12 protein-coding genes are annotated in these 13733 nt (G+C 61.5%); 4 read left to right on the forward strand and 8 right to left on the reverse strand.

All coding sequences use genetic code 11. The annotated features are described in order from the left end of the window. Nucleotides 1–9: 9 nt before the first annotated feature. Nucleotides 10–951, reverse strand: coding sequence for a Flp pilus assembly protein CpaB (gene cpaB, locus PF1751_RS03090; RefSeq protein WP_010213445.1), 942 nt, complete (start codon nt 949–951; stop codon nt 10–12). A gap of 332 nt (nt 952–1283) precedes the next feature. On the opposite strand from cpaB, the gene PF1751_RS03095 reads away from it, so the two are divergent. Both PF1751_RS03095 and PF1751_RS03100 read left to right on the forward strand, forming a co-directional pair. Beyond that, nucleotides 1284–1475 carry a Flp family type IVb pilin gene (locus PF1751_RS03095; protein WP_010213444.1) on the forward strand — a complete coding sequence of 64 codons (192 nt, stop codon included), beginning with the start codon at nt 1284–1286 and terminating at the stop codon, nt 1473–1475. Nucleotides 1476–1533: 58 nt separating this feature from the next. Then, nucleotides 1534–1938 carry a response regulator gene (locus PF1751_RS03100; RefSeq protein ID WP_010213443.1) on the forward strand — a complete coding sequence of 135 codons (405 nt, stop codon included), beginning with the start codon at nt 1534–1536 and terminating at the stop codon, nt 1936–1938. 28 nt (nt 1939–1966) lie between these two features. Here the strand turns inward: PF1751_RS03100 and PF1751_RS03105 are convergent, their stop codons facing one another. The 4 genes from PF1751_RS03105 to PF1751_RS03125 form a co-directional block, all read right to left on the reverse strand. Next, nucleotides 1967–3649 (reverse strand): ShlB/FhaC/HecB family hemolysin secretion/activation protein, encoded by a 1683-nt coding sequence (locus PF1751_RS03105; RefSeq protein WP_010213441.1) that lies wholly within the window; start codon nt 3647–3649, stop codon nt 1967–1969. Nucleotides 3650–3821: 172 nt separating this feature from the next. Then, on the reverse strand, nt 3822–5489 hold the full coding sequence (locus tag PF1751_RS03110) for a collagen-like triple helix repeat-containing protein (RefSeq protein WP_167337363.1): 1668 nt from the start codon (nt 5487–5489) through the stop codon (nt 3822–3824). 301 nt (nt 5490–5790) lie between these two features. Then, a complete protein-coding gene (locus tag PF1751_RS03120) occupies nt 5791–6639 on the reverse strand; it encodes a MaoC family dehydratase (RefSeq protein WP_021493199.1) in 849 nt (282 codons plus the stop codon). Between the two features lie 2 nt (nt 6640–6641). Then, nucleotides 6642–7985 carry a 3-oxoacyl-ACP reductase gene (locus tag PF1751_RS03125; RefSeq protein WP_044286581.1) on the reverse strand — a complete coding sequence of 448 codons (1344 nt, stop codon included), beginning with the start codon at nt 7983–7985 and terminating at the stop codon, nt 6642–6644. A gap of 114 nt (nt 7986–8099) precedes the next feature. Between PF1751_RS03125 and PF1751_RS03130 the strand changes: the two genes are divergently transcribed. Next, entirely contained in the window at nt 8100–9377 is a 1278-nt protein-coding gene (locus tag PF1751_RS03130) for an acetyl-CoA C-acetyltransferase (protein WP_044286582.1), read from the forward strand. 124 nt (nt 9378–9501) lie between these two features. Then, nucleotides 9502–10398: a PA4780 family RIO1-like protein kinase gene (locus tag PF1751_RS03135; RefSeq protein WP_010213433.1), complete on the forward strand. Its 897-nt coding sequence runs from the start codon at nt 9502–9504 to the stop codon at nt 10396–10398. A gap of 145 nt (nt 10399–10543) precedes the next feature. Here PF1751_RS03135 and cueR read toward each other — a convergent pair whose 3' ends face one another. From cueR to PF1751_RS03150, 3 genes are all read right to left on the reverse strand, one after another. After that, entirely contained in the window at nt 10544–10945 is a 402-nt protein-coding gene (gene cueR, locus PF1751_RS03140; RefSeq protein WP_044286583.1) for a Cu(I)-responsive transcriptional regulator, read from the reverse strand. Beyond that, nucleotides 10942–13143 (reverse strand): heavy metal translocating P-type ATPase, encoded by a 2202-nt coding sequence (locus PF1751_RS03145; protein ID WP_044286584.1) that lies wholly within the window; start codon nt 13141–13143, stop codon nt 10942–10944. Before PF1751_RS03145 ends, cueR begins: the two co-directional genes overlap by 4 nt. Before the next feature lie 66 nt (nt 13144–13209). Next, the gene (locus PF1751_RS03150; RefSeq protein WP_010213428.1) at nt 13210–13590 is read right to left on the reverse strand and encodes a hypothetical protein; all 381 of its coding nucleotides are present in this window, start codon (nt 13588–13590) and stop codon (nt 13210–13212) included. Nucleotides 13591–13733 lie beyond the last annotated feature (143 nt).

Below are 13733 nucleotides of genomic sequence, written 5' to 3' on the forward strand. Positions count from 1 at the left end.
CTTGTTCGATTACGGGGTGAGGGGAGCCGCCTGGGCACCGCGAATGACTTCAATGCCACGCCGAACGCCAGGCTCACTTGCGGCGGACGTGACTCGCTTGGGCGGCCCGGTCAGGGCCAGTTGCGTGAATTGGTAGAGGTCGCGGTTGGCGCTTTCCAGCCTTTGTGATGCGTCGCTTTCGCCGGCCCAGTAGCGGCTGAGCAGTTGCTCCTCGGCGCTGCGTACGGCCAGGCGCAACGTGCCTGCTTGGGCGGCGAGCATCAGGCGGCTCAATAGAGGCTCCGGCACCGCCAGCACCACGGTGCGCGCGGCGGCCCGACGTTGTGCTGCCTGGGCGCGTTCTTCGACCGTGGCCGGCGGTGGCACCGCGGGGGTGCCATCGTTGGCCAGGCCCAACTGGTCGCCAACGCTGAGCAGGCGCATCGCTGGAAGGACGACCTGAGCTGACTGTTCGGCGTTGCTGGCATCCTGGCGCAGGAACAGCAATACATCCACGTAGTCGCCGGGGGTCAATTGGCCTCCAGCGCCGCTCACCTCATCCACCGCCACGGCCAGGGCCCGCTCGTTCGGGCGAATCATGCGAGCGAGCGGACCGCCGCTGCTGAAGCTTTCTTCGGTGAGCCAAGTGCCCGCCCCCAAGGTGCGAAGGGGGATACGACCGATGGCTTGGTCAAGCTGGGACAGGCTGCCGGCGGGTACGGTACGCAGTTTTTCTATGGCCAGGTCAGCGGCGGTCAGTGGCGTAAAGGCGGACACTTCGTGCACCAGCACCACCACCGGTTGGCGGGTCTGGTCTTCAACGGCAGCGACGGTGTTATCCACGGAAACGACAGGTGCAACGGGGGCGGCGACGGGCTCCGGTGCGCGGCTCAATACAAGCCCCCAGTACCCGGCGATCAATGCCCCAATCAGCAACAAGCCGGCCAGGACCATGCTGATGCGACTGTTCATGACGGCTCTCCCTTTCCCCGTTGCACTGCATGCCCGTTTAATCCAATCGGGTTAATCCGCAACCTGGCTGTAATGAACATCTAACGATTTGGCTATTTGAAGGTAGCTCAGCTAGGACAAAATGCCATTAACCCGGAAAAAAATTATCTGAACTGGAAGCGCAACCGTTTAAAGGCCGGGGTCATTGCGTCAACTTTGCGACTAATACTTTGTGATTAATCCGTTCTTACAGTTGTGAGCCCGAGGTTTGTTGACAATGCTCTAACGGCACGCCGCGATCATCTGGTACTAGAGCCGTTCCGGCTTTTAAAGGCGTTTTAGGGAGAAGTCTCATGTTCCTTGAGCTGATGTTGAAGATGTATGTCCAGACCCAACTCTTTTTTCAACGTAAAGATGGCGCGTCGGGTATTGAGTACGCGATTATCGTGGCAATGGTTGCACTGGTGATCGTGGGGGCCGGTACAGGGCTTGGAGATAAGATCAAGTCTATCTTCGATAGCGTCGCGACTAAAATGACGACGTGAACGCCCCTTTGTACATGTGGAAACTGCCTATCAAAGTTCTTTCTGTTCAGGTACAGCCATGAGCGCCTCTTCGCCTAACCGCCAGCAAATTCTTTTGGTGGACGACGAAGAGGACGCCCTGATCGAACTTGCCGAGTCCCTTGAAAATGAGGGGTTTGTCTGTTTTACCGCCACCTCCGTCACCTTCGCCCTGCAAGAATTGACACTCCACCCCGATATTGCCCTGGTCATCACCGACCTGCGTATGCCCGAAGAAAGCGGCATCTCCTTGATCAAACGCCTGCGTGAGCACACCTCACGTTCTCACCTGCCAGTGATTGTGATGTCCGGTCATGCCGAGATGGATGACGTGAGCGATATGCTGCGCTTGCAGGTGCTGGACTTGTTTCGCAAGCCGATCTACCTGGTGCGGTTGATTGATACGCTGAACAACCTGTTTCCCCTGCCGAAATCCAGGCTGTAGGCGCCAGGCCGGCGCCTACAGGGCGGGATCAGAGCTGATAACTGAAGCTCAACGTGTACCGTGGCCGCCGGTTGAAGCTGTCCAGCGCGATATCCGACATCGGCTTGGCCGCTTCCAGGGCGATGTTGTAGTACTTGTTGTCCCCGAAGCGCAGCCCTACGGCAGCCGATGACATATCGTTGCTCTTGACTGGCAGATCGTTGAACCAGCTCTTGGCGCGGTCGAACACGACATAGGGCTGCAGGATCCTCACCCAGTCGCCGGCGCGGTTGTAGCTGTAGTTGAACTCATAAGCCACCCCCCAACCCTTGTCACCGGAGCCTTGATCGTCAGGGTAGCCACGACCGAAGTTCTGCCCGCCGAACGTGGCGCGTTCGCTGTCGGGCAGGGTGTCATTGCTCCAGTAAAACGCGCCCGACAGTACGCCTTGCCAGTTATCGAAGAACTTGTCGCTTTGTACGCCGGACAGGCGCAGGCGGAAAAAGTCCAGGTCGGGCTTGAGCCCTTCAAAATCACTGTGGGTCCTGGCGCCCAGGCCATTTATTCCCTGATACAGGCCGGCGCTGAGGATACGCAGTTGGCGGGTGTCGGATTTGCGCCAGTCACCTTCGAACGCCAGGGCACGCAGGTTGGTTTCGATGTCGAAACGTTGGGGGTAACCCACGAGTTTGTAGCGTGTGGTCTGGTCCACTGCGTAGAGGCGCGTACCGAGGGTCAGCGACTCAGTCGGAGAGGCTACCAGCGGGTGGCTGAGGCCGATGGAGTAGCGATCGATGGACTGGTGCGGCTTGAGCTCGAAGCCGCCGTCCAGTTGCAGGTTGGCGTTGGGGTCGGCGCGGTAGCGTTCGGCGGCGAGCGCCAACTGGGTGCCTTCGGCATTGATGAACTGGCTGTAGCCCACGCGGTAGTAGTGCTCTTTATCTTCGCCAGGTGGGAACAGCCCGCTGATATTGAGCTGCTCGCCCATTGAGGTTTGGGAGTTGCTTGTGCCAGTGAGCAAGGCCTGCAGGCCACCGCGGTTGTCATCGGTCATGCTCATGCTGCTGGTGAAGGGCTTGCGGCTGGCGGTGATCTGCATGCGTGTGCCACCGTCGGTAGTGCCTGGCGGCGGTACTTGCGCTTGCAGGGTGACACCGGGGATACGGCCCATGAGCGTGGTGTAGCGCTCGAAGGTTTTGCGAGTCAGTGGGCGTTCGGCCAGGAGTTTATTGGCCAGTTTGTCGACGTAAGCCGAGACCGAGCCGATATCGCCACTTTGCTGGTAGTCCTTGATATAGCCTTCCACCAGCACCACGCGCACCAGGCCATTTTCGAAGTCTTGCTGGGGCAAGAATGCGTAGGACAACAGATAACCGTCTTGCTGGTAGCGACGTGTAATGCCACGGGTGGCTTCGATCAGTTGCGCCAGGTTGGTCTCATGGCCAATCAACGGTTCGTAGGCCTTGGCGGTCTCGGCGAGCGGGTAGACGGTGCCACCCTCGATCTGCAGCTTGCGAATCGTGACCTTGGTGTCCATCAACAGCGGCTGGCCCTGAGTGGGCGGAGCTTCGGGCACCTGGGTTTGCGGCGTGACCGGTCGATAGGCGTCGGCGGGGAGGTTGGGCACTGGCAAGTTGCGAATGGTGTCGTTGCTGTTGAGGAAGTTGGGAAGGGTCTCGGCCTGTGCGTAGGCACTGAGGGTAAGCACTAACATCGGCGTCAACACGCGCATAGGACACTCCATGGTCAACTGCAGCAGCGTTTCGGGCCCGCCGGGTTCTGGGACTCGGTTCGGGAGGGCATGATTCCAGCCCCATAAAAAAGACGAGAGACTTATTGGGGTCTCTCGTCTCAACCAAGCGTAGGCGCTGTAGGGGAGGCCGTCTAATCGGCCAGGTGCAATTCTATTTTTTGCCGGTCAGGCCGTTCAGTAAGCCGCCCAGCCCACTGCCGGTGTTGGTGTTTGCACTGCCACCCGCCGAGGCGTTGGCGCCTACGTTCAGGCCGCCAAGCAGGCCTCCACTGGTGCCGGTGCCGCCTGTGACCAACCCACCGACCGAGCCTACGGTGCTGCCCACCGCACTGACGGTGCCTCCGAGGGCATTGGTGATCGGGTTGGCGTTGGCGGCTGTCAGGTTGGCACCGATACCGCTGACGGCGCCGCCCACTTGTGTCACCAGACCGTTGACCGGCGCGCCGATGCCCGTGGTGGTTCCGATATTTTGCGTCAGGCTGGCGACGCCGGAGGTCACTGGGTTGAGGGCCGCACCGACCTGAGTGGCCAAGCCGGCAACGGGCGATGTGGCTGCCGTGTTGCTGATGCCATTGCCACCGATGACCGTGCCCAGGGAGGCAACAGTGCCGCCGAGGGCGCCACCGGTTACACCGGCGGCACTGACAGTGCCATTAGTGTTGCCGACATTCAGACCGTTACCGACGTTGGCGATCAGGCCGCCCACCAACTCGGGCAGGCCGGATTTCGCGCCGCCGCCCGCTGGGGCAACATAGCCGCCGGATTTGTCGAGCACGCCACCGACGCCGGTCAATGCGCCACCTACGATGTTGGTAACCGGATTGCCGGTGCCGCCCGCGCTGGCGACCTGGCCACCCAGGCCGGTCACCGTCGAGCCGACTTTATCCAGCAGGCCATTGACCGGGTTGCCAAGGCCGGTGGCCTTGCCGAGGTTGCCGGTGGTGTTTTCCACCAGCGAGACCACGGGCACCAACACTTTGCCGCCGACCGTGTTAGTGAGAGAACCCAGCGGTCCGGTGGTGCTGGCGGTGCTCAATGTATCGCCCAGCATGGTGACGGTCTGACCTACCTTGTCGACCAGGCCGCCGGCAGCACCGCCGACACCGCCGGTCAAGCCGCCCACCACTGGAATACCGCCCAGTGTGGTCGACAGGGATTTGCCGGTGGTCGAAAGGCCGTCACCCAGGTCGGCAACGCCGTTACCGACGCCCGCCACGGTGATGCCGAGGGAGTTGCTGTTGGTGCCCAGGGAGCCCAGGCCGGCAGTCACGCCGGTACCAATGCTGGTGACGGCGTCGCCGGTAGCGGTGACGAGACCGCCAGCGGTGGTGCCGACGATGGGAACGTTGTTCAAGGTGTCGCCAAGGTCGCCAACCGCAGCACCCACATTACCGACAGTACCGCCCAGAGTGCCGACAATCTGGCCAGTCACCAGGGGAGTGGTTGTCGAGCCTGTGCCACCGCCTGTGCCGCCACCAGTACCTCCGCCAGTACCGCCACCGGTACCGCCACCAGTGCCGCCACCAGTACCTCCGCCAGTACCGCCACCAGTGCCTCCGCCAGTACCGCCACCAGTGCCTCCGCCAGTGCCTCCGCCAGTACCACCATCTGTGCCACCGCCAGTACCGCCACCAGTGCCACCACCGGTTCCACCATCACCGCCACCGGTGCCACCACCCGTTCCCGCACCCGCATCCGGTGAGGACGATGCCACGCTGGATTTATGCCCACCACCACCGCTGCTGCAGCCGCCGAGTGCCAGTGCTACTGCCAGGGCCAGCGCGGTACTTGCTTTCCAAAACACTACTTGAGTTTTCATGATTGAGTTCCTTGCACCTGTACAACCTTGGTTGTCTTCAAACACTCACTGCTTCTCGAGGTCGTGATGTGTTTGTCCGTGTGGCTATAACAGCCCCGGCGGTGCCTCCTCTCAATGCTCTACTTGGTATTAACGATTTATATACCGCAGCAGTGTATCGGCTAAGCGACTAATACCAAGGGTGTAAGGGGAGGATGTATCAAGGTATTTATTTATTAAAAAACAATAAGTTAAATAAAAAAGCGGACTTAAAAAAGTCCGCTAGTACTTAGGGTGTATATATACAATTAATCAGTTTATTTCAGGCGATCGGTTGCCAGTTGCCAACCATATGTTCAATACCGCCCGCGCCTTTTAACCACAACTCGCCGCTGGACCCGGCGGCGCTGGCCAATAACGTTACTTCTCCGGGCAGGCGCACGGGTTTTTTGAACTCAACGCTGATCTCGATATTGGCAGCGGGCAAGTGTTCGCCAAGGGCGGCGAGGGTGTGCGCCTTGTTCCACAGCCCGTGGGCGATGGCTTGGGGAAAACCGAACAGCTTGGCGGTCAAGGCGCTGAGATGGATGGGGTTGTAGTCGCCGGAGACCCGGGCATAACGGCGGCCAATATCGGCGGGGGCCTTCCAGCGGGTCAGTTCGCTGACCTGAGTGGGGGCGGGCTGGGCGTCATCCTCGGGTTCACCTTGCAGTTTTACGCCTCGGCACAACATGCGGCTTTCGGCTTCCCATAGCAGGCCGAGTGAGTCCTCGACGGTGGTGATCAGATCAAAGGTCGCGCCCTTGGGGTGGGGCTTGAGGTTCTGCGTGTGGACACCGACGGACAATTCGCTCACCCCACCCAGCGGGCGATGAATGCGGATGCGGTTACTCAGGTGAATCAACCCCAGCAGTGGGAACGGAAAGTTTTTGTCCGTCAGCAACTGCATCTGCAATCCGAACGCCATGATATGGGGATACGTCGCCGGCAAGACCGGGCTGTCGGAAAAACCGCAGACCTTGCGATACGCCGCCACGTGCTTGGGATTGATGCTCACCCGACAGCGCAATCCCTGTTCGGGCAACGTGCTGCCGGTGATCTTGCGTTTGAGCGCTGCGCGCCAATACAGCGGCGGCAAAAAGGGAGTAGTGCCTAGCGTCTTCCATTGCATGCTTATGCTCCCAAGAGGCTTTGCCCACACACCCGCAACGCTTGCCCGCTGACCGCTCCGGAACCCGGTTGGCCCAGCCAGGCCACGGCCTCTGCGACGTCTTGCGGCAGGCCGCCCTGGCCCAACGAACTCATGCGCCGCCCGGCCTCACGCAACGCGAAGGGGATATGCGCGGTCATCTGGGTTTCGATAAAACCGGGGGCCACGGCGTTGATACTGATACCGCGTTCCTTGAGCAACGGTGCCCACGCTTGTGCGAGGCCGATCAACCCGGCCTTGCTCGCGGCGTAATTGGTCTGCCCACGGTTGCCGGCGATGCCGCTGATCGACGCCAGCAACACCACGCGGGCGTTGTCATGCAGGGTGCCGCTGTCGAGCAGCGCCTTGGTCAGCACCTGTGGCGCATTGAGGTTGACCGCCAGCACCGCGTCCCAGTATTCCGGCGTCATGTTGGCCAAGGTTTTGTCACGGGTGATCCCGGCGTTGTGCACCAGAATGTCGAGGCCATCGGGCAACTGTTCGATCAATTGGCTGGGAGCGTCTTCAGCACAGATATCCAGCGCGACGGTGCGTGCACCCAGGCGCGCGGCCAGGGCTTCGAGGTCGGCCTTGGCCTGGGGCACGTCGAGCAGGATCACTTCGGCACCGTCGCGGGCCAGCGTTTCAGCGATGGACGCGCCAATGCCACGGGCGGCGCCGGTGACCAGTGCCTTGCGCCCGGCCAGTGGCCGCGTCCAATCCTCAACCGGAGTGGCGCACGCTTGCAGGCGAATCACTTGGCCGGAGATATACGCACTTTTCGGCGAGAGAAAAAAGCGCAGCGCGCCTTCCAGTTGGTCTTCGGCACCGTCGCCGACGTAGAGCAATTGCAACACGCCGCCATTGCGCAGTTCCTTGGCCAGCGAGCGGCTGAAACCTTCAAGAGCGCGCTGGGCGCTAGCGGCAAACGGGTCGCTGAGGGTTTCCGGCGCGCGACCGAGGATCACCAGATGGGCGCTGTTATCGAGATTTTTCAGCAGCGGCTGGAAGAACTCGCGCAGTTGTTTAAGTTGGTCTGTGTGTTGCAAATGGCTGGCGTCGAACACCACGGCTTTCAGCTTGGGGCCGTGGCCGGGAATCCACGTCGACGTCTCGCTGCCGTACGTGTAAATGGCGTCGGTGAGTCTGTTGGCAAATGCCTGCACATTGCTCACCAGCGCACCGCCGCCCAGCAGCAGCGCTCCTTCCACCGGACGCAGGCGCCCGGCTTGCCAGCGTTCCAGGCGTACCGGTGACGGCAGGCCAATGGCGGCGACCAGGCGATGGCCGAGGCTTGAGTTGGCGAAGTCGATATAACGGTCAGACATGGAACGCTCTCCGAAGGCTGGGGTTCAAAGGGTTGACCACCCCAGGGTGGCAGTCGTTCGATTGAGCCTAGGCTAGGCTTGGTGATTCCACCCACAACCATCAGGGAGCTTTCCATGACTCAATTGCGCCGTGTAGCGATCATTGGCGGTAATCGCATTCCTTTCGCCCGCTCCAACGGCCCCTATGCCACCGCGAGCAACCAGGCGATGCTGACAGCTGCCCTGGAAGGCCTGATCGAACGCTACAACCTGCACGGCCTGCGCATGGGCGAGGTGGCTGCCGGCGCGGTGCTCAAGCATTCCCGTGACTTCAACCTGACCCGCGAATGTGTGCTCGGCTCGCGCCTGTCGCCGCAGACCCCGGCCTACGACATTCAACAGGCGTGTGGCACGGGGCTGGAAGCGGCGTTGCTGGTGGCCAATAAAATCGCCCTGGGCCAGATCGAGTGCGGGATTGCGGGTGGAGTGGACACCACCTCCGACGCACCCATCGGTGTGAATGAAGGCCTGCGCAAGATCCTGCTGCAAGCCAACCGCAGCAAATCCATGGCAGCCAAATTAAAAGTCCTGTTACAACTTCGTCCTCATCATCTCAAGCCGGAACTGCCGCGCAACGGCGAACCCCGCACCGGCTTGTCCATGGGCCAGCACTGTGAATTGATGGCACAGACCTGGCAGATTCCCCGTGCCGAGCAGGACCAGCTGGCGCTGGAAAGCCACCAGAAAATGGCCGCCGCCTACGCCGAAGGCTGGCACAACGATTTACTTACCCCGTTTCTGGGCCTGACCCGCGACAACAACCTGCGGCCCGACCTGACCCTGGAAAAACTCGCCGCCCTCAAGTCTGCCTTCGAACGCAGCGACAAGGGCACGCTCACTGCCGGCAACTCCACGCCGCTCACCGATGGCGCCTCGCTGGTACTGCTGGGTAGTGAGGCCTGGGCCCAGGAGCGTGGTTTGCCGATCCTGGCGTATCTGCGCGATGGCGAAGCGGCGGCAGTGGACTTCGTCAACGGCGCCGAAGGCTTGCTGATGGCGCCGGTGTACGCGGTACCGCGCTTACTGGCGAGGAATGGTCTGACGCTGCAGGACTTCGATTACTACGAAATCCACGAAGCGTTCGCTGCCCAAGTGTTGTGCACGCTCAAGGCCTGGGAAGATGCGGACTATTGCAAGACGCGTCTGGGACTTGACGCGCCCCTGGGCGCCATCGACCGTAGTCGACTCAATGTGAAAGGCAGCTCCCTGGCCGCCGGGCACCCATTTGCCGCCACAGGTGGACGTATCGTCGCCAATCTGGCCAAGTTGCTCGACGCGGCAGGCAAGGGCCGAGGGCTGATTTCCATCTGTGCAGCGGGCGGGCAAGGGGTGACGGCGATCATTGAGCGCTGAAACTGGCATATTGGATGCATTCTTAAGTAATCAACGGTCGGTAGCCCCTCCCACCGGCGAGCTGATTGCCGTATAACGAGTGCCATACGCGTATTTGGTAATAAAGGACCCACAATAAAAGCTGATGAAGACTCCTAAACGCATTGAACCCCTGATCGAAGACGGTCTGGTCGACGAAGTGCTGCGCCCACTCATGAGTGGTAAAGAAGCAGCTGTTTATGTGGTGCGCTGCGGCAACGAATTGCGTTGCGCCAAGGTTTACAAGGAGGCGAACAAACGAAGTTTTCGTCAAGCGTCCGAATACCAGGAGGGCCGTAAGGTCCGTAACAGCCGGCAGGCCCGGGCCATGGCCAAGGGGTCCAAGTTCGGCAAGAAAGAAACCGAAGATGCCTGGCAGAACGCCGAAGTCGCGGCGTTGTTCCGCCTGGCCGGTGCGGGCGTTCGCGTGCCCCAGCCGTTCGACTTCCTCGAAGGCGTATTGCTGATGGAATTGGTGGCCGACGAGTACGGCGATGCGGCACCGCGTCTGAACGACGTGGTACTGGAGCCGGACCAGGCGCGCGAATACCACGCCTTCCTGATTTCCCAGATCGTGCTGATGCTGTGTACCGGTCTGGTGCACGGTGACCTGTCCGAGTTCAACGTGCTGCTCACGCCAACCGGTCCGGTGATTATCGACCTGCCCCAGGCGGTAGATGCTGCGGGTAATAACCACGCTTTCAGCATGCTGGAACGGGATGTGGGCAACATGGCTTCCTACTTCGGGCGCTTTGCTCCGGAGTTGAAGAAGACCAAGTACGCCAAGGAAATGTGGGCGCTGTACGAAGCCGGGACCCTGCACCCGGCCAGTGTATTGACCGGCGAGTTCGATGAGCCCGAAGAGCTGGCGGATGTCGGCGGTGTGATTCGTGAAATCGAAGCGGCGCGGCTGGATGAAGAGCGTCGCCAGGCGATTCGGGCGGAGGATGATGCGCCACAGAGCAAGAAGGCGGAAGAACCGCCACCGCCTTGGATGCAATGATCTTTGGGTAGATGAAGCGCAAAAATGCGGGAGCGGGCGTGCTCGCGAAAGCGGAGTGTCAGTCGATACGTGTGCTGACTGACACTCCGCCTTCGCGAGCACGCCCGCTCCCACATTGGGTTCGCCGGTATTCAGATAGATTCCATCAGGCGCAGCAGCTACCGGACGCCAACTCCTTGAGAATCGGACAATCCGGCCGATGATCGCCCTGGCAGTGCTCCACCAGGTCCTGCAAGGTATCGCGCAGTTGCCCCAGTTCCAGAATCCTCTGGTTCAGCTCCTCGATATGCTGGCGCGCCAAGGCCTTCACATCGGCGCTGGCCCGTTGCCGGTCCTGCCACAGGGTCAGCAGCTTGCCCACCTCTTCCAATGAAAACCCCAGATCCCGCGAGCGCTTGATAAACGCCAGGGTGTGCAAGTCATCCTGGCCGTACACGCGGTAGCCACTGTCGGTGCGATGGGCGGCTTTGAGCAGGCCGATGGATTCGTAGTAACGAATCATCTTGGCACTCAACCCACTCTGGCGTGCGGCTTGGCCGATGTTCATGGGCGTTGATCCTCCAGGTGCTCCGGTTTCCAAGTCTTCAACAGTAACGCATTGCTCACCACGCTGACGCTGGACAAGGCCATCGCCGCGCCGGCCAGCACCGGGTTGAGCAGGCCGAACGCCGCCAGGGGGATGCCGATCAGGTTATACACAAAGGCCCAGAACAGGTTTTGGCGGATCTTTGCGTAGGTCTTGCGGCTGATCTCCAGCGCGGCCGGCACCAGGCGCGGATCGCCGCGCATCAGGGTGATACCGGCGGCGTGCATGGCCACGTCGGTGCCGCCGCCCATGGCGATGCCGATGTCGGCAGCGGCCAGGGCCGGGGCATCGTTGATGCCGTCACCGACCATGGCCACCACGCCGGTCTTTTTCAGCTCTGTGACAGTGGCGGCTTTGTCGGCGGGCAATACTTCGGCGTGCACGTCTTCGATACCCAACGCCTCGCCCACCACGCGGGCACTGCCGCGATTGTCACCGGTAAGCAGGTGGCTGCTGATGCGCTGGGCCTTGAGTTGCTGCACCGCTTCCAGCGCACCGGGCTTGAGGGTATCGCCAAACGCGAACAGCCCAAGCACTCGGGGTTGTGCGCCTTGCTCGATCAGCCAGGACAAGGTGCGGCCTTCTGCCTCCCAAGCCTTGGCGGAGTCGGCCAGATTGCCTGCGCTCAAGCCGCTTTCTTCCAGCAGGCGACGATTGCCCAAGGCCAATTGCCGGCCATCCAGCGTGCCGGCAATGCCGCGCCCGGTCAGGGATTGGCTGGCCGTCACGTCCGCCACTGCCAGACCTTGTTCGTTGCAGGCATCCAATACGGCCTTTGCCAACGGGTGTTCGCTGCCGCGTTGCAACGCCCCGGCTTGTTGCAGCAACAAGGCCTCGTTGCCATCCACTGCCGTCAGGTGGGCGATCTTCGGCGCGCCGGAGGTGAGGGTGCCGGTCTTGTCGAAGACCACGGCGCTCACTTCATGGGCGCGTTCCAGGGCTTCGGCGTCTTTGATCAGGATGCCGTGGCGCGCGGCAACGCCTGTACCGGCCATGATCGCGGTGGGTGTAGCAAGGCCCAGGGCGCAAGGGCAGGCGATCACCAGCACGGCGACGGCATTGATGATCGCGGTCTCGAGGGGCGCGCCATACAGCCACCAGCCCGCCAATGTCACCAATGCCAGCACCAACACGGCTGGGACGAACACCTGGCTGACTTTATCCACCAGTTTCTGGATTGGGGCCTTGGCGGCCTGGGCGTCTTCAACCAGGCGGATGATCCGCGCCAACACGCTCTCAGCGCCGAGGGCCAGGGTGCGTACCAGCAGGCGGCCTTCGCCATTGATGGCGCCGCCGGTGACGTTATCGCCGGGTTGTTTGGGGACGGGCAGGCTTTCGCCGCTGATCAAGGCTTCGTCCGCATGGCTTTGTCCTTCGACCACTTCACCGTCTACCGGGAAGCGTTCGCCGGGCTTTACCAGCACGAGATCATTGAGTTTCAGGGCATTGATGGCGACATCTTCTTCACGGCCTTCAATCACCCGAACCGCCCGCTCCGGACGCAGGGCTTCCAGGGCGCGGATAGCGCTGGCGGTCTGGCGCTTGGCGCGGCTCTCCAGGTATTTACCCAGCAGCACCAGGGCGATCACGACCGCGGAGGCTTCGAAGTACAGGTGCGGTGCCATGCCGGGGTGCGCGGTGAGCCATTCATAAATACTTAGGCCGTAACCGGCACTGGTGCCGATGGCCACCAGCAGGTCCATGTTGCCGGCACCGGCACGCACGGCTTTCCAGGCGGCAATATAGAAGCGTGCGCCGAAGATGAATTGCACGGGGGTTGCCAGGGCAAACTGTGCCCAGGCGGGCAGCATCCAGTGCAGGCCGAACGGCTCCACCAGCATCGGCAGCACCAGCGGCAATGCCAGCAGGATCGCCAGCAGCAGCGACCAACGCTCGCGTTGCAGGCGCTGGGCTTGATTCGCGTCGGTGGCCTTTTCGCTCTGGGGGAGGGTGGCGGTGTAGCCGGCTTTGTCGATGGCGGCGATCAGCACGCCCGGGTCCATCTGGCCGAGCACTTCAACGTGGGCGCGTTCGTTGGCCAGGTTGACGCTGACGCTTTGCACCCCCGGCACCTTGCCCAGTGCACGCTCGACCCGGCCGGCACAGCTGGCGCAGGTCATGCCGCTGATGGGCAGGTCAAAGGTGGTGGATCCATTCATGGGGCAGTCCTCCAAGAGAAGTTGCCCCTAGGATCAACCTTGACCTGTGGGGAAGGTCAAGCGCCTTTAATATTCCAATGCGGCGGGCTTGAGATACATGCCATCCGAGCCTTGGGCAATACGCAGTTTGCGTACATCCCCGGCCTTGAGCGTAATGTTCTGCGCCGGCGGCGCCAGCATCCCCGGCAGGCAGCCAGGGGATTGGCCCGGCAGCAGCTTCAGGCGCAAGGACAGGTTTCCCGCCGGCAGGTTGAACGAAGTGGCCTGTTCCTGGAACAGCCGGCCTGCCAGCTGGTCATTCAGGTACAGGCCGATTTCGCAGTTGGTCGGCACTTCCAGGCGTTCCCTGGAAATGATCAGCACCGCATAGTCTTCTGCGGCGAGGGCTTGGGGCGCAGCGGCCGACAAGCTCATCAGGCCAGCAAGGGCAAAAAACGACCAGCGCATGGCGAATGCTCCGTGGTGTGAATCAAAGATGGGTGAAGCTTGGCCTTTGAAGCGGCCAAATACCAGCCCGGCAGATGTTTTCAGAACTTGACCTTGCCATCGTGGCAAGGTCGAGACTGGGTCCAACCTCATCAAAGGAGTCA

The organism is Pseudomonas simiae (genome assembly GCF_000934565.1).
GTDB lineage: Bacteria > Pseudomonadota > Gammaproteobacteria > Pseudomonadales > Pseudomonadaceae > Aquipseudomonas > Aquipseudomonas simiae.